15 protein-coding genes are annotated in these 18875 nt (G+C 73.0%); 13 read left to right on the forward strand and 2 right to left on the reverse strand.

Annotated elements, in window-relative coordinates:
* Nucleotides 1-11: 11 nt before the first annotated feature.
* Complete coding sequence (locus J2X49_RS09105; RefSeq protein ID WP_310125192.1) at nucleotides 12-515, reverse strand: signal peptidase I; 504 nt, start codon at nucleotides 513-515, stop codon at nucleotides 12-14.
* 117 nt (nucleotides 516-632) lie between these two features.
* Here J2X49_RS09105 and coaE point away from each other — a divergent pair, with 117 nt between their 5' ends.
* Entirely contained in the window at nucleotides 633-1250 is a 618-nt protein-coding gene (gene coaE, locus J2X49_RS09110; protein ID WP_310125195.1) for a dephospho-CoA kinase, read from the forward strand.
* A gap of 9 nt (nucleotides 1251-1259) precedes the next feature.
* A complete protein-coding gene (uvrB, locus tag J2X49_RS09115; protein ID WP_246991030.1) occupies nucleotides 1260-3311 on the forward strand; it encodes an excinuclease ABC subunit UvrB in 2052 nt (683 codons plus the stop codon).
* A 76-nt stretch (nucleotides 3312-3387) separates the two neighbouring features.
* Here uvrB and J2X49_RS09120 read toward each other — a convergent pair whose 3' ends face one another.
* Nucleotides 3388-4029 carry a GntR family transcriptional regulator gene (locus J2X49_RS09120; RefSeq protein WP_310125197.1) on the reverse strand — a complete coding sequence of 214 codons (642 nt, stop codon included), beginning with the start codon at nucleotides 4027-4029 and terminating at the stop codon, nucleotides 3388-3390.
* A 145-nt stretch (nucleotides 4030-4174) separates the two neighbouring features.
* Here J2X49_RS09120 and J2X49_RS09125 point away from each other — a divergent pair, with 145 nt between their 5' ends.
* From J2X49_RS09125 to gap, 11 genes are all read left to right on the forward strand, one after another.
* Nucleotides 4175-5455, forward strand: coding sequence for an NRAMP family divalent metal transporter (locus tag J2X49_RS09125; protein WP_396131168.1), 1281 nt, complete (start codon nucleotides 4175-4177; stop codon nucleotides 5453-5455).
* A 14-nt stretch (nucleotides 5456-5469) separates the two neighbouring features.
* Complete coding sequence (locus J2X49_RS09130; protein WP_310125198.1) at nucleotides 5470-6240, forward strand: 5-oxoprolinase subunit PxpA; 771 nt, start codon at nucleotides 5470-5472, stop codon at nucleotides 6238-6240.
* Nucleotides 6237-7037 (forward strand): putative hydro-lyase, encoded by an 801-nt coding sequence (locus tag J2X49_RS09135; protein ID WP_246991023.1) that lies wholly within the window; start codon nucleotides 6237-6239, stop codon nucleotides 7035-7037. The genes J2X49_RS09130 and J2X49_RS09135 overlap by 4 nt, the downstream gene beginning before the upstream one ends.
* Nucleotides 7038-7059: 22 nt before the next feature.
* Nucleotides 7060-8613, forward strand: coding sequence for an urea amidolyase family protein (locus J2X49_RS09140; protein ID WP_246991021.1), 1554 nt, complete (start codon nucleotides 7060-7062; stop codon nucleotides 8611-8613).
* Nucleotides 8614-8626: 13 nt separating this feature from the next.
* Nucleotides 8627-10345, forward strand: coding sequence for a biotin carboxylase N-terminal domain-containing protein (locus J2X49_RS09145; protein ID WP_246991019.1), 1719 nt, complete (start codon nucleotides 8627-8629; stop codon nucleotides 10343-10345).
* A gap of 75 nt (nucleotides 10346-10420) precedes the next feature.
* Nucleotides 10421-13297: an excinuclease ABC subunit UvrA gene (gene uvrA / locus J2X49_RS09150; protein WP_310125205.1), complete on the forward strand. Its 2877-nt coding sequence runs from the start codon at nucleotides 10421-10423 to the stop codon at nucleotides 13295-13297.
* Nucleotides 13294-15207, forward strand: coding sequence for an excinuclease ABC subunit UvrC (gene uvrC, locus J2X49_RS09155; RefSeq protein ID WP_310125208.1), 1914 nt, complete (start codon nucleotides 13294-13296; stop codon nucleotides 15205-15207). Before uvrA ends, uvrC begins: the two co-directional genes overlap by 4 nt.
* Nucleotides 15204-16067, forward strand: coding sequence for an RNase adapter RapZ (gene rapZ / locus J2X49_RS09160; protein WP_225792723.1), 864 nt, complete (start codon nucleotides 15204-15206; stop codon nucleotides 16065-16067). Before uvrC ends, rapZ begins: the two co-directional genes overlap by 4 nt.
* A gap of 14 nt (nucleotides 16068-16081) precedes the next feature.
* The gene (gene whiA / locus J2X49_RS09165) at nucleotides 16082-17062 is read left to right on the forward strand and encodes a DNA-binding protein WhiA (protein WP_310125213.1); all 981 of its coding nucleotides are present in this window, start codon (nucleotides 16082-16084) and stop codon (nucleotides 17060-17062) included.
* A gap of 94 nt (nucleotides 17063-17156) precedes the next feature.
* On the forward strand, nucleotides 17157-17780 hold the full coding sequence (locus J2X49_RS09170) for a superoxide dismutase (RefSeq protein ID WP_310125216.1): 624 nt from the start codon (nucleotides 17157-17159) through the stop codon (nucleotides 17778-17780).
* Between the two features lie 83 nt (nucleotides 17781-17863).
* A complete protein-coding gene (gene gap, locus J2X49_RS09175; RefSeq protein WP_146356124.1) occupies nucleotides 17864-18871 on the forward strand; it encodes a type I glyceraldehyde-3-phosphate dehydrogenase in 1008 nt (335 codons plus the stop codon).
* The last annotated feature ends 4 nt before the right edge of the window (nucleotides 18872-18875 follow it).

Genomic DNA, 18875 nt, shown 5'->3' on the forward strand with positions numbered 1-18875 from the left:
TCGATCCCGGCTCACACGAGCCGGCGCGCCGGCGGCGCCGCCGGCGACTTCGCGAACAGGACCACGGCGAGCAGGAGCCCGACCGCGGCGAGCAGGGGGAGGCCGAGCTTCGGCTCCAGCACCGAGGCGGCGACGGCGCCGATGCCGGGGACGCGGAGCGTCGGGGCCCAGGCCTCCGCGCCGACGCGGTGCTCCGAGACGCGCTCGGTGGCGTCCGCCGCCGTGCTGAGGCTCCATGAGCCCGGGGCGAGCGCCTCCACTGCGACGATCCGCTCGGGCACGAGCGTGCCGCCGCTCGGGACGCTGACGACGTCGCCCTCGGCGAGGTCGGCGGTGGGCACGCGCGTCGTGACGAGCAGGTCGCCGGCCGCGTACGAGGGCTGCATGGCGCCGGTCGCGACCACGACGGGGTGCGCGAGGCCGGCGAGCGCGGCGGCCCAGAGCACGGCGGCGACCGCGGCGGCGGCCGCGAGCAGCGCGAGCGTCGCGATGGCGATGCGTCGGAGGGCGATCACGGCGCCTCCTTCCCTGGGACGCTCGTGACGCTACGGCGGGCGCCTCAGCAGGCGCGGACGGCGCGGCGCAGGGAACGCTTGAGGTTGACTCAGGAAATGCCGTGGGAGACTGCTGCCATGCCTCTCGTCGCGCTCACCGGCGGCATCGCCTCCGGCAAGTCCACCATCGCCGGCCGCCTCGCCGAGCTCGGCGCGGTCGTCGTCGACGCGGATGCCGTCGTGCGCGAGCTGCAGCAGCCGGGGGAGCCCGTGCTCGCCGCGATCGCGGAGGCCTTCGGCCCGCAGGTGCTGCGCGCCGACGGATCGCTCGACCGCGCGGCGCTCGGCGCCGTGGTGTTCGCCGACGACGCGGCCCGCGGCCGCCTGAACGCGATCGTGCACCCGGCCGTCTCGGCCGAGTCGGGCCGCCGGTTCCGCGCGGCGCTCGAGGCCGACCCCGCGGCGGTCGTGGTCTACGACGTGCCGCTGCTCGTGGAGGCGCGCCCCGACGACCCCTGGGACCTCGTCGTCGTCGCCCACGCGCCCGAGGACATCCGGGTGCAGCGGCTCGTGGCGCTGCGCGGCATGACGGAGGCGGATGCGCGGGCGCGCGTCGCGTCGCAGGCGAGCGACGAGCGCCGGCTCGCCATCGCCGACGTCGTGATCGACACCGGCGGGGACCTCGATGCGACGGTCGCGCAGACCGATGCGCTGTGGCGACGGCTCTCGCAGGAGCCTGTGGGCGGCCGCTCGTAGGCTGGAGGCATGGAACCGACCCGTGCCGTGCGGCCGTTCGAGGTCATCAGCGAGTACCAGCCGAGCGGCGATCAGCCGAAGGCCATCCGCGAGCTCGCCGACGCGCTCGGGCGCGGCGAGACCGACGTGGTGCTGCTCGGCGCGACGGGCACCGGCAAGAGCGCGACCACCGCGTGGCTCGTCGAGCAGGTGCAGCGGCCCACCCTCGTGCTCGCCCACAACAAGACGCTCGCCGCGCAGCTCGCCAACGAGTTCCGCGAGCTGCTGCCCAACAACGCCGTCGAGTACTTCGTCTCGTACTACGACTACTACCAGCCCGAGGCGTACATCCCGCAGACGGACACCTTCATCGAGAAGGACTCCTCGCTCAACGCCGAGGTCGAGCGGCTGCGGCACTCCGCGACGAACGCGCTGCTGTCGCGGCGCGACGTGATCGTCGTCTCGACCGTCTCCTGCATCTACGGCCTCGGCACGCCCGAGGAGTACCTCGAGGCGATGGTGGCGCTGCAGGTCGGCATGCGCGTCGACCGCCAGGCGCTGCTGCGCCGGTTCGTCGCGATGCAGTACCAGCGCAACGACGTCGCGTTCACGCGCGGCACCTTCCGCGTGCGCGGCGACACGATCGAGATCATCCCGATGTACGAGGAGCACGCGATCCGCATCGAGCTCTTCGGCGACGAGATCGAGGCGCTGTCGACGCTCCACCCGCTCACGGGCGAGGTGCTCGAGACGCACGACGCGGTGTCGATCTTCCCCGGCAGCCACTACGTGGCCGGCAACGAGCGCATGCACCGGGCGATGGAGCGCATCCGCGACGAGCTCGACGGCCGCCTGAAGGAGCTCGAGCGCGAGGGCAAGCTGCTCGAGGCGCAGCGGCTGCGCATGCGCACGACGTTCGACCTCGAGATGATGGAGCAGATCGGCTTCTGCTCGGGCATCGAGAACTACTCGCGCCACATCGACGGCCGCGGGCCGGGGGAGCCGCCGCACTGCCTGCTCGACTACTTCGCCGACGACTTCCTCGTCGTCATCGACGAGTCGCACGTCACCGTGCCGCAGATCGGCGCCATGTACGAGGGCGATGCGAGCCGCAAGCGCTCGCTCGTCGAGCACGGCTTCCGGCTCCCGAGCGCGCTCGACAACCGGCCGCTGAAGTTCGACGAGTTCCTCGAGCGCACGCCGCAGAAGGTCTACCTGTCGGCGACGCCGGGCAAGTACGAGATGGGCCTCGCCGACACGGTCGTCGAGCAGATCATCCGCCCGACGGGCCTCGTCGACCCGAAGCTCGTCGTCAAGCCCACGAAGGGCCAGATCGACGACCTGCTCGAGGAGATCCGCGTGCGCGCCGAGCGCGACGAGCGCGTGCTCGTGACGACGCTGACGAAGAAGATGGCCGAGGAGCTCACCGAGTACTTCACGGAGGCGGGCGTGCGGGTGCGCTACCTGCACTCCGACGTCGACACGCTGCGGCGCGTCGAGCTGCTGACGCAGCTGCGGCAGGGCGTGTTCGACGTGCTCGTCGGCATCAACCTGCTGCGCGAGGGCCTCGACCTGCCGGAGGTGTCGCTCGTCTCGATCCTCGACGCCGACAAGGAGGGGTTCCTGCGCTCGTCGACCTCGCTCATCCAGACCATCGGCCGCGCCGCCCGCAACGTGTCGGGTGAGGTGCACATGTACGCCGACCGCATCACCGACTCGATGCGCCTCGCGATCGACGAGACCGACCGCCGGCGCGCGGTGCAGGTCGCGTACAACACCGAGCACGGCATCGACCCGACGCCGCTGCGGCGCCGCATCGCCGACATCACCGAGGTGCTCTCGCGCGAGCAGGCCGACACCGACGAGCTGCTCGCCGGCACCAAGCGCGGTGCGCCGACGCCGAGGCTCGCGCGCGACCGCTCCGATCTCGACGGGCCGGCGCAGCTGGAGGCGATCATCGCCGACCTCACGGCGCAGATGACCGAGGCGGCGGGCGAGCTGAAGTTCGAGCTCGCGGCACGCATCCGCGACGAGCTGCACGACCTGAAGCGCGACCTCCGGCAGATGCGCGCGGCGAGCTAGGAGGCGGCCCTTTCGGGCCGACTCCTCGCCGCGCCGAGGCCCGTCCCGGGCCGAGGGGGCCAGCTAGCCGCTCACCTCACCGCCGCCCCATCCGCGAGTACGCGCCCAGCACGCGCCGCTCCGAGTCGACGAGGTAGCGCTCGAGCTCCTCGGCGGCGCGGGCGGGCCCCTCGTCGGTGAGCGCCTCGAGCACGGTGCGGTTCTTCGCCACGAACGGGCGGTGCAGCGACTCGGGGTCGTCGATCGCGAGGAACGCGAGGCGCAGCTCCGCCGCGAGCTGGTCGTGCGCGCGCGTCAGGCGGGGGCTGTCGGCGAGCGACACGAGCGACGCGTGGAACGCCATGTTGGCGCTGCCCACGACCGTCCATTCGGCCCGGCCCAGCGCATCCTCGGCCCGTTCGAGCGCTGCGCGCATGGCGATCACGCCGGGGTGCAGCGCCGACGCCTCGCGCAGCACGCCGCCCTCGATGAGCCGGCGCGCGCGGTAGATGTCGATGACGTCGGCGGTCGTGGGGGAGGCGACGGAGACGCCGCGGTGGGGCACGTGCTCGACGAGCCCGTGCTGGGCGAGCACGCGGAACGCCTCGCGGAGCGTGTTGCGGGAGACGTCGAGCCGGTCGGCGAGGGACGCCTCGGAGAGCCGCTCGCCGGGCGCGAACGCGCCCTGGATGATCTGCTCGCGCAGGGTGTCGGCGAGGGTCGTCCCGTGGTCGCTCATAGTCGGATGCTACGGCGCGATGCAACGAGGACGAAACATTCCGGACCCGGATTGTTCAACAATCGTTGCGACGATGTCCTACGGAAGCTACGCTCTGGTCTGCGCGCCCCGCGCAGCAGAGCCCTTCGACGGAGATGGGGATCCGATGACCGACGCACACCACACGACCGCCGGCGAGGCCGACGCGGGCACGAGGGCCAAGGCCTTCGCGAAGAGCCGGAGGGGCCCGATCCTCGGCGCCATCTTCCTCATGGCGACCTCGGCCATCGGCCCGGGCTTCATCACGCAGACCGCGACCTTCACCGCCCAGCTCGGCGCGGCGTTCGCGTTCGCGATCCTCGCCTCGGTGCTCATCGACTTCGCGGTGCAGATGAACATCTGGCGCATGATCACCGTCTCCGGCAAGCGCGCCGGCGACCTCGCGAACAGCGCCCTGCCCTACTCGGGCCACGTGCTCGGCGTGCTCATCATCATCGGCGGCCTCGCCTTCAACATCGGCAACATCGCGGGCGGCGGCCTCGGCCTCAACGCCCTGCTGGGGCTCGACCCGAAGATCGGCGGCCTGCTCACGGGCCTCCTGGCGATCGGCATCTTCCTCTTCAAGCGCGCGGGCCGCGTCGTCGACATCGTCGTCATGGTGCTCGGCATCGGCATGATCGTCATGACCGTCGCCGTCGCGATCGCGTCGCAGCCGCCGGTGGGCGACGCGCTGCGGCAGACCTTCGTGCCGGACGAGCTGAACTTCGCCACGATCACGACCATCGTCGGCGGCACGGTCGGCGGCTACATCACCTACGCCGGCGCGCACCGCTACCTCGAGTCGGGCCTCGTCGGCCCCGACCACGTGCAGGGCGTGCACCGCGCATCGATGCAGGGCATCCTCGTCACCGGCGTGATGCGCTACGTGCTCTTCCTCGCCATCCTCGGCGTGGTCGCGTCGGGCGTCACCCTCGACCTCTCGGGCCAGGCCGCCAACCCGGCCGGCCAGGCGTTCGGCGTCGTGCTCGGCGACGCGGGCCTGCGCATCTTCGGCTTCATCTTCTGGGCTGCCGCGATCACCTCGGTGATCGGCGCGGCGTTCACCTCTGCGACGTTCATGTCGGTCTTCTCGAAGCGCCTCGCCTCGGGCTGGCCGCTACAGCTCGCGACGGTCGCGTTCATCGTCGTGTCGCTCATCGTCTACCTCCTCATCGGTACGGCGCCCGCGGCGATCCTGGTCTTCGTCGGCGGCTTCAACGGGCTCATCCTGCCGATCGGCCTCGCGATCTTCATGTACATCGGCTGGTTCCGCCAGCGCGACGTGCTCGGCGGCTACCGCTACCCGCGCTGGCTGCTGATCGTCGGCACGCTCGCGACGCTGCTCAGCCTCTACATGGGCATCATGTCCATCGGGCCGATCTTCGCCTTCCTGGGCGTCGGCGTCTGAGCGGGAGGAGCGGCATGACCACGATCGACCTCAACAGCGACCTCGGCGAGAACGTGCCCGACCGGGTCGTCGGCGACGACGAGGCGATGCTGCGCGTCGTCACGAGCGCCAACGTCTCCTGCGGGTTCCACGCCGGCAGCCCCCAGGGCATCCGCGCCACCCTCGCGGCCGCGGTCGCGCAGGGCGTCGCGATCGGCGCGCACCCCGGCTACCGCGACTACGAGGGCTTCGGCCGGCTGCCGATGGACGTCGACTCGGCGACCCTGCAGGCCGAGGTCGAGTACCAGCTGGGTGCGCTGCAGGCGCTCGCGTCGGCGGTCGGCGGGCGCACGGTCTACGTGAAGCCGCACGGCGCGCTCTACAACGCGATCGCGCGCGACGAGCGCCAGGCGCAGGACGTCGTCAACGCCATCCGCGCGATCGATCCCTCGCTCGTGCTGCTCGGCCTCGCGGGCGGCGTGCTGCTCGACGTCGCCGAGCGGGCCGGCATCGCCACCGCGGCCGAGGCGTTCGCCGACCGCGCGTACACGCCGGAGGGGCTGCTCGTGTCGCGCACCCAGCCCGGCGCGGTGCTGCACGACCCGGCGCTCGTCGCGGCCAGGATGGTGCGGCTCGCGCAGGAGGGCGTCGTGCGCGCCGTCGACGGCACCGACGTCGCCGTGCGGGCCGAGTCGATCTGCGTGCACGGCGACAGCGAGGGCGCGATCGCGATGGCCGAGGCCACCCGCTCGGCGCTCGAGGCGGCGGGCGTCACGATCGCCCCGTTCGCCGGGGGCGCGCGATGAGCGCGCGCGCCTCCGAGGCGCAGCTCGCCGAGGCGCGCGCGGCGCGCGCCGCCTACCGCGGCGGCGCCGTCGCCCCGACGAGCGGCGTCGCGCACGGGCTCGTGCAGGCGAACCTCATCGCCGTGCCGGCCGACTGGGCGTTCGAGACCCTGCTGTTCGCGCAGCGCAACCCCAAGCCGTGCCCCGTGCTCGAGGTGCTGGAGGCCGGCCGCACCGAGTCGAGCCTCGCGCCGGGCAGCGACCTGCGCACCGACCTGCCCGCCTACCGCATCTGGCGCGACGGCGAGCTCGCGGAGGAGACCACGGATGCGTCGGCCGTGTGGGAGGAGCACCCGGACCTCGTCTCGTTCCTGATCGGCTGCTCCTTCACCTTCGAGGCGGGGCTCGCCGACGCCGGCATCCCGATCCGCCACCAGGAGCTCGGGCGCAACGTGCCGATGTACCGCACCTCGGTCGACTGCGCGCCTGCGGGTCGCCTGCGGGGCGAGCTCGTGGTGTCGATGCGGCCGATCCCCGCCGCGCGCGTCGCCGACGCCGTGGCGATCTCCGGCCGGTTCCCGGCCGTCCACGGCGCGCCCGTGCACGTCGGCGACCCGGCGTCGCTCGGGATCGCCGACCTCGGCGCGCCCGACTTCGGCGATGCGCCCGAGCTGCGCGACGGCGAGCTGCCGGTGTTCTGGGCCTGCGGCGTCACGCCGCAGGCGGCGATCATGGCCTCGCGCCCGCCGTTCGCGCTGACGCACGCGCCCGGCCACATGCTCATCACCGACGTGCCCGACGCGGCGTACGCGCTGTGAGCGCGGCGCAGGGGGCTCGGCGGTGAGGGTGCTGCCCGCCGCCGACACGGCGCTCCTGCTCGAGGCGGCCGACCTCGACGAGGCCATGCGGCTGCTGCCGGCGCTCGTCGCCGCCCGGCTCCCCGGCGTCACCGAGCTCGTGCCGGCCGCGCGCACGGTGCTCGTGCGCTTCGACCCCACGCTCGTCGACGCCCGGGCGCTCTCGGAGCGGCTGCTCGCGGTGGCCCCGGAGGAGTCGCGCGCAGCGGGCCTCGGCTCCGTCGTGATCCCGGTGCGCTACGACGGCGAGGACCTCGCCGAGGTCGCGCAGGTGCTCGGCGTGAGCGAGGACGAGCTCGTCGCTCGGCACCAGGCGGCCACCTGGACCGTCGCCTTCACCGGCTTCGCGCCCGGCTTCGGCTACCTCGTCGGCGACGACCCGCTCTTCGACGTGCCGCGCCGTCCGTCGCCCCGCACGCGCATCCCCGCCGGCTCCGTGGCCCTCGCGGGCCGCTTCTCGGGCGTCTACCCGAAGGAGAGCCCGGGCGGCTGGCAGCTGATCGGCCGCACCGACGCGCAGATGTGGGACCTCGACCGCGACCCGCCCGCGCTGCTCGCGCCCGGCACGGCGGTGCGCTTCGAGCGCGTCGACCGCGAGCTCGCCGCACCCGCGGCGCCGCAGCGCGACGCCGTCACGGCCGCCCACGCGGTCGAGGTCGTGCGGCCCGGCGTGCAGCTGCTCGTGCAGGACCTCGGCCGGCCCGGCCTCGCGGCCCAGGGCGTCTCGGCCTCCGGCGCCGCCGACCGCGGCGCGCTGCGGGAGGCGAACCGCGCCGTCGGCAACCCGCCCGGCACCGCCGGGCTCGAGCTCGCCGGCGGGGGAGCGGTGCTGCGGTTCCGCGGCCCCGCCGTGGCCGCGCTCGCCGGCGCCCACGCCGACGCGTCGCTCGAGACGCCGCACGGCCCGCACGCCGTCGAGCCCGAGCGTGCCGTCGCGGTCGACGACGGCGACGAGCTGCGCATCGGGGGCCTCCGCGACGGCCTGCGCACCATGATCGCCATCCGCGGCGGCATCGCCCTCGAACCGGTGCTCGGCAGCCTCGCGACCGACACGCTCGCCGGGCTCGGCCCCGCGCCGCTCGCAGCGGGGGACGCGCTGCCCCTGCACGGCCCGGCCGGCGGCACCGCAGCGGTCGAGCGCACCCGGGCCCCCCGCATCCGCCTGCCCCGCCCGGGCGACGTCGTCGAGCTCGGCATCGTGCTGGGCCCGCGCACCGACTGGTTCGCCGACGACGCCCTCGCGGCGCTCGTCGAGCAGGAGTGGCTCGTGACGCCGCGCTCCGACCGGGTGGGCGTGCGCCTCGAGGGCGCGACGCCGCTCGAGCGCTCCCGCGAGGGCGAGCTCGAGAGCGAGGGCGCGGTGACCGGCGCCATCCAGGTGCCGCCCGACGGCCAGCCGGTGCTCTTCCTGCCCGACCACCCGCTCACGGGCGGCTACCCGATCATCGGCGCGGTCGTCGACCGCGACCTCGACCTCGCCGGGCAGCTGCCGCCGGGCGCCCGCATCCGGTTCCGCATCGCGGCGCCGCCCCACTGACCAGGAGGACGACGTGGAGAAGATCCTGATCGCCAATCGCGGCGAGATCGCCGTGCGCATCGCGCGCGCCTGCGCCGAGGCCGGCTACCGCTCGGTCGCCGTGTACGCCGACCAGGACGTCGACGCGATGCACGTGCGGCACGCCGACGAGGCCGTCGCGCTCGAGGGCACGACCGCCGCCGAGACGTACCTCAGCATCGACGCGCTGCTCGCGGCCGCCCGCACCGCCGGCGCCGACGCGGTGCACCCGGGCTACGGCTTCCTCTCCGAGAGCGCCGCGTTCGCGCGCGCCGTCGAGGAGGCGGGCCTCACGTGGATCGGGCCGACGCCCGAGAGCATCGACGCGCTCGGCGACAAGGTCACGGCGCGCCGCATCGCGCAGGAGGCGGGCGCGCCGCTCGCGGCCGGCACCGACCGGCCGCTGGCCGACGCCGACGAGGCGGTCGCGTTCGCGCGCGAGCACGGGCTGCCGGTGGTCGTGAAGGCGGCGTTCGGCGGCGGCGGCCGCGGCCTGAAGGTCGCGCGCACCATCGACGAGGTCGCGGATGCGTTCGGCTCGGCCACGCGCGAGGCGATCGCGGCGTTCGGCCGCGGGGAGTGCTTCATCGAGCGCTACCTCGAGCGGCCGCGGCACGTCGAGGCGCAGGTGCTCGGCGACGGCGCGGGCGGCGTGGTCGTCGTCGGCGACCGCGACTGCTCGCTGCAGCGGCGCAGCCAGAAGCTCATCGAGGAGGCGCCCGCGCCCGGTCTCACCGACGCGCAGCGGGCCCGCATCCACGACGCGTCGCGCGCGATCTGCGCCGCCGTCGACTACCGCGGCGCGGGCACGGTCGAGTTCCTCCTGGGAGCCGACGGCACCATCTCGTTCCTCGAGGTGAACACCCGGCTGCAGGTCGAGCATCCGGTCACCGAGGCCGTCACCGGGGTCGACCTCGTGCGCGAGCAGCTGCGCATCGCCGAAGGGCTCGGCCCGTCGATCCGCGAGACGCCCGCGCCGTCGGGCCACGCGATCGAGCTGCGGCTGAACGCCGAGGACCCGGGTCGCGGGTTCCTCCCCAGCCCGGGCCTCGTCGAGGCGCTGCGGGCGCCGGCGGGCCCCGGCGTGCGCTGGGACGCGGGCGTCGAGGCCGGCGACCGCGTCGAGGCGGCGTTCGACTCGCTCGCGGCGAAGCTCATCGTGCACGCGCCCGACCGCGACGCCGCCCTCGTGCGCATGCGCCGGGCGCTCCGCGAGCTCGAGGTGGTGGGCGTCGCGACCGTGGCGCCGTTCGCCGAGGCGGTGCTTGACGAGCCCGCCTTCTCGACCGAGGGCTTCGCGGTCTCGACGCAGTGGATCGAGGCCGACCTCATGCCGCGCCTCGAGCCCCAGCTGCGGCCCGCGCCCGCCCCCGGCGCCCGGCTGCGCCGCGTGGCGATCGAGGTCGACGGCCGCCGCGTCGTGCTCGGGCTGCCCGACGGGCTGCTCGCGGCGCCCGGCGGCTCGGCGTCGGCCGCGGAGCCCGCCGCGCCGGCCGCGGACGCCTCGGCGGTGACGGCGCCCGTGCCGGGCACGCTCGTGCGATGGCTCGTGGAGGACGGGGCTGCGGTGGAGTCCGGCCAGGCCGTCGCCGTCGTCGACGCGATGAAGATGGAGACGCGCGTCGCCGCGCACCGCGCGGGCACGCTGCGGCGCCTCGCCGAGGAGGGCGCGTCGGTGGCCCTCGACGAGCCGATCGGGCGCATCGAGGGGTGAGCAGGGACGCCGTCGGGGGATGAGCCGAGCGCGAACACGGGCCGCCGTGTGGGTGGCCGCTCGTAGACTCGTCGGGTGACGATCAGGACCACGAACACCTCCGAGCTGCACGTGCGCGGCGCGCGCGAGCACAACCTCAAGGACGTCGATCTGCGCATCCCGCGCGACGCGCTGGTGGTGTTCACGGGGCTCTCCGGCTCCGGCAAGTCGTCGCTCGCGTTCGACACCATCTTCGCCGAGGGGCAGCGCCGCTACGTCGAGTCGCTGTCGGCCTACGCGCGCCAGTTCCTCGGCCAGGTCGACCGGCCCGACGTCGACTTCATCGAGGGGCTGAGCCCGGCGGTGTCGATCGACCAGAAGTCGACCAACCGCAACCCGCGCTCGACGGTCGGCACCATCACCGAGGTGTTCGACTACATGCGCCTGCTGTGGGCGCGCATCGGCGTGCCGCACTGCCCCGTCTGCGGCGAGCGCATCCAGCGCCAGACGGTGCAGCAGATCGCCGACGAGCTCATGGAGCTGCCCGAGCGCACGCGCTTCCAGATCCTCGCGCCGGTCGTCCAGCAGAAGAAGGGCGAGTTCGTCGACCTGGTGCGCAACCTCGTCGCCACCGGCTACTCGCGCGCCGTGATCGACGGCGAGCTCGTGCAGCTCGCCGACGCGCCGGCGCTCAAGAAGCAGCAGAAGCACGACATCGCCGTGGTCGTCGACCGGCTGGTGGCCGAGCCCGGCATGCTGACGCGCCTCACCGACTCGCTCGAGACCGCCCTGCGGCTCGCCGACGGGCTCGCGACGATCGACTACGTCGACCTCGAGGAGGACGACGAGGGCCGGCGCCGCACCTTCAGCGAGAAGCTCTCGTGCCCGAACCGGCACCCCGTCGCGCTCACCGAGATCGAGCCGCGCACCTTCTCGTTCAACGCCCCGTTCGGCGCGTGCCCCGAGTGCACCGGCATCGGCACGCGCATGGCCGCCGACGCCGACCTCGTGATCGCCGACGAGGCGCTGTCGCTGCGCGAGGGCGCGATCCTGCCGTGGACGCAGTCGGGCAAGGGGCTCTACACCTACTTCGAGCGGCTGCTCGGCGGCCTCGCGCGCGAGATGGGCTTCTCGCTCGACACCCCCTGGCGCGACCTCGACAGCGACGTGCGCCACGTCATCCTGCACGGCACCGAGGGCAACGTCATGGTCCAGTGGCGCAACCGCTACGGCCGGCAGCTGAAGTACGCGTCGGGCTACGAGGGCGTCATGCCCTACATCCAGCGCAAGCACACCGAGGCCGACAGCGACTGGGCGCGGTCGAAGCACGGCGAGTTCCTGCGCGAGGTGCCGTGCCCCGAGTGCGGCGGCGCGCGCCTGCGCCCCGAGGTGCTGGGCGTGCTCGTGCACGGCAGCTCGATCGCCACCGTCGCCGACATGAGCCTCGACGACGCGCACGCGTACATGCACGGCCTCGAGCTCGACGAGCGCGAGGCGCACATCGCGGCCGCGGTGTTGCGCGAGATCCGCGCGCGGCTCGACTTCCTCATCCGCGTCGGGCTCGGCTACCTGTCGCTCTCGCGCGCGGCCGCGACGCTCTCAGGCGGCGAGGCCCAGCGCATCCGCCTCGCCACGCAGATCGGCGCCGGCCTCACCGGTGTGCTGTACGTGCTCGACGAGCCCTCGATCGGCCTGCACCAGCGCGACAACCGCAAGCTCATCGGCACGCTCGAGACGCTCCGCGACCTCGGCAACACGCTCATCGTCGTCGAGCACGACGAGGACACCATCCGCACCGCCGACTGGGTGGTCGACATCGGCCCGGGCGCGGGCGAGCGCGGCGGCGAGGTGGTGCACTCGGGCACCTACGAGTCGCTGCTCGAGCACCCGACGTCGCTCACCGGCGCCTACCTCGCCGGGCGCGAGTCGATCCCGGTGCCCGAGCGCCGCCGGCCGCTCGACCCCGGCCGCAAGCTGCGCATCGAGGGCGCGCGGGCCAACAACCTGCAGGGCATCGACGTCGACATCCCGCTCGGCGTGTTCGTCGCCGTCACGGGCGTCTCCGGCTCCGGCAAGTCGACGCTCGTCAACGACATCCTCTACAAGGTGCTCGCCAACGCGCTCAACGGCGCGCGCCAGGTGCCCGCGAAGCACACGCGCGTCACCGGGCTCGGCCACCTCGACAAGGCGATCCACGTCGACCAGGGGCCGATCGGCCGCACGCCGCGCTCCAACCCCGCGACCTACACGGGCGTGTTCGACAAGATCCGCAACCTGTTCGCCGAGACCTCCGAGGCGAAGGCCCGCGGCTACCTCGCCGGCCGCTTCTCCTTCAACGTCAAGGGCGGCCGCTGCGAGGCGTGCCAGGGCGACGGCACGCTCAAGATCGAGATGAACTTCCTGCCCGACGTCTACGTCGAGTGCGAGGTGTGCCACGGCGCTCGCTACAACCGCGACACGCTCTCGGTGCACTACAAGGGCAAGTCGATCGCCGACGTGCTGGCGATGCCGATCGAGGAGGCCGCCGAGTTCTTCCAGCCGATCTCGTCGATCCACCGCTACCTGAAGACCCTGGTCGACGTCGGCCTCGGCTACGTGCGGCTCGGGCAGTCGGCGACGACGCTCTCCGGCGGCGAGGCGCAGCGCGTGAAGCTCGCGACCGAGCTGCAGCGCCGCACCTCCGGCCGCGCCATCTACGTGCTCGACGAGCCCACCACGGGCCTGCACTTCGACGACGTGCGGAAGCTGCTCGAGGTGCTCGACGGCCTGGTCGAGAAGGGCAACACGGTGCTCACGATCGAGCACTCGCTCGACGTGATCAAGAGCGCCGACTGGATCATCGACCTCGGTCCCGAGGGCGGCTCCGGGGGCGGCACCATCGTGGCGACCGGCACCCCCGAGGAGGTGGCGGAGGTCGAGGCCAGCCACACGGGCGGCTTCCTGAAGGAGATCCTGGGCGCGGGAGTGCGATGAGCCGCGCCCCCGGCTCGCGCACGGTCGCGTACAAGCCGGCGCCCGGCACGATCCCCACCGCGCCCGGCGTGTACCGCTTCCGCGACGAGCACGAGCGCGTGCTCTACGTCGGCAAGGCGAAGAACCTGCGGCAGCGGCTCGCGAACTACTTCCAGCCGCTCGAGACGCTGCACGAGCGCACCCGCCGGATGGTGCTGACGGCCGTGCGCGTCGAGTGGACGATCGTCGCGAGCGAGTTCGAGGCGCTGCAGCTCGAGTTCACCTGGATCAAGGAGTACGAGCCGCCCTTCAACGTGCAGTTCCGCGACGACAAGTCGTACCCGTACCTCGCCGTGACGATGCGCGACGACGTGCCGCGGGCGCTCATCACGCGCAACCGCGGCATCCGCGGGGCGCGCTACTTCGGGCCCTACACGAAGGTCTGGGCGATCCGCGAGACGCTCGACCTGCTGCTGAAGGCCTTCCCGATGCGCTCGTGCAGCCAGTCGGTCTACGACCGGGCCGAGCGCACCGGCCGGCCGTGCCTGCTGGGCGACATCGGCAAGTGCTCGGCGCCGTGCGTCGGGCGCGTCACGCTCGAGGAGCATCGTGCGACGGCCAACGACCTCGTCGCCTTCATGAACGGCGGCGACCAGGAGTTCGTCGACCGGGTGCGGGAGCAGATGCAGCGCGCGAGCGCGCGGCTCGAGTTCGAGCGGGCCGCGCGCCTGCGCGACCAGCTCTCGGCGCTCGAGACGGTGCTGGCGCGCACGAGCGTCGTGCTCTCCGACAAGGTCGACGCCGACGTCTTCGGCCTCGTGCACGACGAGCTGAGCGCGGCCGTGCACCTGTTCGCGGTCCGGGGCGGCCGCATCCGCGGCACGAAGTCGTGGGTGGTCGACACCGAGATCGACCTCACCGAGGGCGAGCTCGCCACCCAGGTGCTGCGCATCGCCTACGAGACGGGCGACCCGCCCGCGCGCGAGGTGCTCTTCCCGAAGCAGCCCGAGAGCGTGCACGAGCTCGAGGCGTGGCTCACCGACCGCCGCGCCGACCAGGGGCTCGGCGGGCGCGTCGCGGTGCGCGTCGGGCAGCGCGGCGAGAAGCGCCGGCTCGCCGACTCCGCGGCGGTCAACGCGGCCCACGCGCTGCAGGTGGCCCGCACGAAGCGCACGAGCGACTACGTCACCCGCTCGCAGGCGCTCGCCGACCTGCAGGAGGCGCTCGGCATGAGCGAGGCGCCGCTGCGCATCGAGTGCTTCGACGTCTCGCACCTCGGCGGCACCGGCGTCGTCGCGTCGATGGTGGTGTTCGAGGACGGGCTGCCGCGCAAGGACCAGTACCGCAAGTTCGCGATCGCGCAGACGACCGACGACACCGACTCGATCCACCAGATCATCACGCGCCGCGCGCGCTACCTCGTCGAGGGCGACCCGGAGGACACCGGGTCGCGGTTCGCCTACACGCCGCAGCTGCTGCTCGTCGACGGCGGCCGTCCACAGGTGCAGGCGGCGAAGCGCGCGCTCGACGAGGCGGGCGTGCGGGGCGTCGCGCTCGCCGGCATCGCCAAGCGGCTCGAGGAGCTGTGGCTGCCCGACGAGGAGTTCCCGGTGATCCTGCCGCGCTCGAGCGAGGCGCTCTACCTCGTGCAGCGCCTCCGCGACGAGGCGCACCGCGTCGCGATCGGCTACCAGCGGCAGAAGCGCTCGAGCGCGATCGAGTCGCAGCTGAGCGGCATCCCTGGGCTCGGGCCGTCGCGCGTGCGCGCGCTGCTCAAGCACTTCGGCTCGGCGAAGCGCGTGCGCGCGGCGAGCCCCGAGCAGCTGCAGGAGGTGGCGGGCGTCGGGCCGGCGCTCGCGCTGGCCGTGGCGCGAGCGCTCAGCGCCGATACGATGGTCGCCGAACCCCAGCGACAGGAATCGGAACCGTGAACGCAAGAGAGATCGTGATCATCACCGGCATGTCCGGCGCGGGTCGCACCACGGTCGCCAATGCGCTCGAGGACCTCGGCTGGTTCGTGGTCGACAACCTGCCGCCCACCATGCTCCGCGCGCTCGTGCGCACCGCCGCCACCAGCGCATCCACCGAGTCCCGCCTCGCGATCGTCGTCGACGTGCGCGGCGGCGCCCTCTTCGACGACGCGAAGCGCTTCGTCGAGATGCTGCGCGCCGAGCACTCCGTGCGGGTGCTCTTCCTCGAGGCGAGCGACGCCGAGCTCGTGCGCCGCTACGAGCAGGTGCGCCGGCCCCACCCGCTGCAGGGCGACGGCACGATCCTCGACGGCATCCGCATGGAGCGCACGCGCCTCGAGGCGCTGCGCGGCATGGCCGACGACCTGCTCGACACGACCGGCCTCAACCCCCACCAGCTGACGCGCCGGGTGGGGGAGCGCTTCGCGCCCGGCGGCGAGCTCGAGGTGACGCTGACGGTGATGAGCTTCGGCTTCAAGTACGGCATCCCCGTCGACGCCGACCTGATCGCCGACATGCGGTTCCTGCCGAACCCGTTCTGGAAGCCCGAGCTGCGGGGCCACGACGGCACCGAGCAGCTCGTGGCCGACTACGTGCTCGAGCAGGAGGGCGCGGCGGAGTTCGCCGATCGCTACCTCGAGGCGCTGCGGCCGGTGCTGGCCGGCTTCGCGCGCGAGAACAAGCTGCACGCCGTGCTGGGCGTCGGTTGCACCGGCGGCAAGCACCGCTCGGTGGCGATGGCCGAGCACCTGGCCTCGCGGCTGTCGGGCACGCCCGGGCTGCGCGTGGCCGTGAAGCATCGAGACCTGGGGCGCGAATGACGAAGGGAGCAGGCGTGGCATTGACCGACGACGTCAAGGAGGAGCTCGCGCGGGTGCGCGTGACGCGACCCCAGACGAAGGCGGCAGAGGTCGCGACCCTCCTGCGCTTCGCCGGCGGCCTGCACGTCATCTCGAACCGCGTCGCGGTCGAGAGCGAGCTCGACTCCGCCGCCGCCGCCGCGAGGCTCGCGCGCAGCATCCTCGAGCTCTACGGCGTGAAGGCCGAGATCGCCCGCATCTCGTCCTCATCGTCGAGCCGCTCGAGCGGCGCCTACCTCGTGCGGGTCATCGCCGAGGGCGAGACCCTCGCGCGGCAGACGGGGCTGATGGATGCGCGGCGCAAGCCCGTCCGCGGCCTGCCCAACAAGGTCACCACCGGCTCGCTCGAGGACCTCGCGGGCGTCTGGCGCGGCGCCTTCCTCGCCCAGGGCACGCTCTCGGACCCGGGGCGCTCCGCGGCGCTCGAGGTGGCCTGCCCGGGCAACGAGGCGGCGATGGCGCTCGTCGGTGCCGCCGGCAGGCTCGGCGTGCCCGCGAAGTCGCGCGAGGTGCGCGGCACGCACCGCGTCGTCATCCGCGAGGGCGAGCAGATCTCGCGCATGCTCACCACCATGGGCGCCCACGAGACCGTGCAGGCGTGGGCCGAGCTGCGGCAGCGGCGCGAGGTGCGCGCCACCGCCAACCGGCTCGTGAACTTCGACGACGCCAACCTGCGCCGGAGCGCGCAGGCGGCCGTCGCGGCGTGCGCGCGGATCGAGCGCGCGCTCGAGATCCTCGGCCCCGACGTGCCCGAGCACCTCGCCTACGCCGGCAGGCTGCGCGTCGAGCACCGCGACGCGAGCCTCGACGAGCTCGGCCACCTCGCCACCCCGACGATGACGAAGGACGCCGTGGCGGGCCGCATCCGACGCCTGCTCGCGATGGCCGACCGCGCCGCGCAGGACCGCGGCATCCCCGACACCGAGGCCGCCGTGCCGGAGGACATCGACGTGTGACGCCCGGCATCCGCGCTCCTGACTCGTGCAGGGGCCGTGGATAGGATCGAGACCGACCAATCGGCGCGCGACGCGCGCAAGAGAGGAGAGCCCCATGGCCGTCTACACCCTTCCCGATCTGCCCTACGACTACGCGGCACTCGAGCCCCACATCTCCGCGAAGATCATGGAGCTCCACCACGACAAGCACCACAAGGCGTACGTCGACGGCGCGAACACCGCGCTCGAGAAGCTGCAGGCCGCGCGCGACGCGGACGACCTGACGAACGTCAACAAGCTCGAGAAGGACCTCGCGTTCAACCTCGGCGGGCACACGAACCACACCGTGTTCTGGAACAACCTCTCCGGCGACGGCGGCGGCGAGCCCGAGGGCGAGCTGCAGGCCGCGATCGGCGAGTTCTTCGGCGACTTCTCGAAGTTCCAGGCGCACTTCACCGCGAACGCCACGGGCATCCAGGGCTCCGGCTGGTCGGTGCTCGCGTGGGACTCGATCGCCTCGCGACTCAACGTCTTCCAGCTCTTCGACCAGCAGGGCAACGTGCCGGTCGGCGCGCACCCGATCCTCATGCTCGACATGTGGGAGCACGCCTTCTACCTCGACTACCTCAACGTCAAGGCCGACTACGTCAAGGCGTTCTGGAACATCGTCAACTGGCAGGACGCCCAGGCCCGGTTCGACGCCGCCAAGGCGCAGACCGCGGGACTCATCGTCCGCTGACCCGAAACGTCACCATGTGACCGGGGCCCCGGGCACGTCGCCCGGGGCCTCTTCTCCACCCCGACAGTCAGGAAACCCATCCCATGACTCTGAAGGTCGCCATCAACGGCTTCGGCCGGATCGGCCGCAACTTCGTCCGTGCAGCGCTTGCCCAGGGCGCTGACATCGACGTCGTCGCGGTCAACGATCTGACCGACAACAAGACCCTCGCCCACCTGCTGAAGTACGACTCGGTCTCCGGGCCGATCGACGCGCCGGTGAGCTTCGACGAGAGCCACATCCGCGTCGGCGACGACGACTTCCGCGCCTTCGCCGAGAAGGATCCGTCGAAGCTGCCCTGGGGCGAGCTCGACGTCGACGTCGTCATCGAGTCGACCGGCCGCTTCACGAAGGTCGAGGAGGCCTCCGCGCACCTGACGGCCGGCGCGAAGAAGGTCATCCTCTCCGCTCCCGCGAAGGGCCCCGCGCCCACGTTCGTGATGGGCGTCAACCACGAGCAGTACGACCCCGAGAACGACCACGTCATCTCGAACGCGTCGTGCACGACGAACTGCCTCGCGCCGCTCGCGAAGGTCTTCCACGAGTCGTTCGGCATCGAGCGCGGCCTCATGACGACGGTGCACGCCTACACGGCCGACCAGAACCTGCAGGACGGCCCGCACAGCGACCTGCGCCGCGCCCGCGCCGCAGCGCTCTCGATCATCCCGACCTCGACCGGCGCCGCGAAGGCCATCGGCCTCGTGCTGCCGGAGCTCAACGGCCTGCTCGACGGCTACGCGCTGCGCGTGCCGACGCCGACCGGCTCGATCACCGACCTGACGGTGCAGACCCGCGACGGCCTCACCGTCGACGAGATCAACGCCGCCTACAAGGCCGCCGCCGAGTCGGGCCCGCTCAAGGGCTACCTGCAGTACACCGAGGACGAGATCGTCTCGAGCGACATCGTCGGCAACCCGTTCTCGTCGATCTTCGACTCCGGCCTCACCAAGGTGATGGGCGACCAGGTCAAGATCTCGTCGTGGTACGACAACGAGTGGGGCTACTCCTGCCGCCTCGTCGACCTCGCCGAGCACGTGGGCTCGAAGCTCTGATCCG

It is taken from the genome of Agrococcus sp. BE272 (assembly GCF_031457935.1).
Taxonomy (GTDB): domain Bacteria; phylum Actinomycetota; class Actinomycetes; order Actinomycetales; family Microbacteriaceae; genus Agrococcus; species Agrococcus sediminis.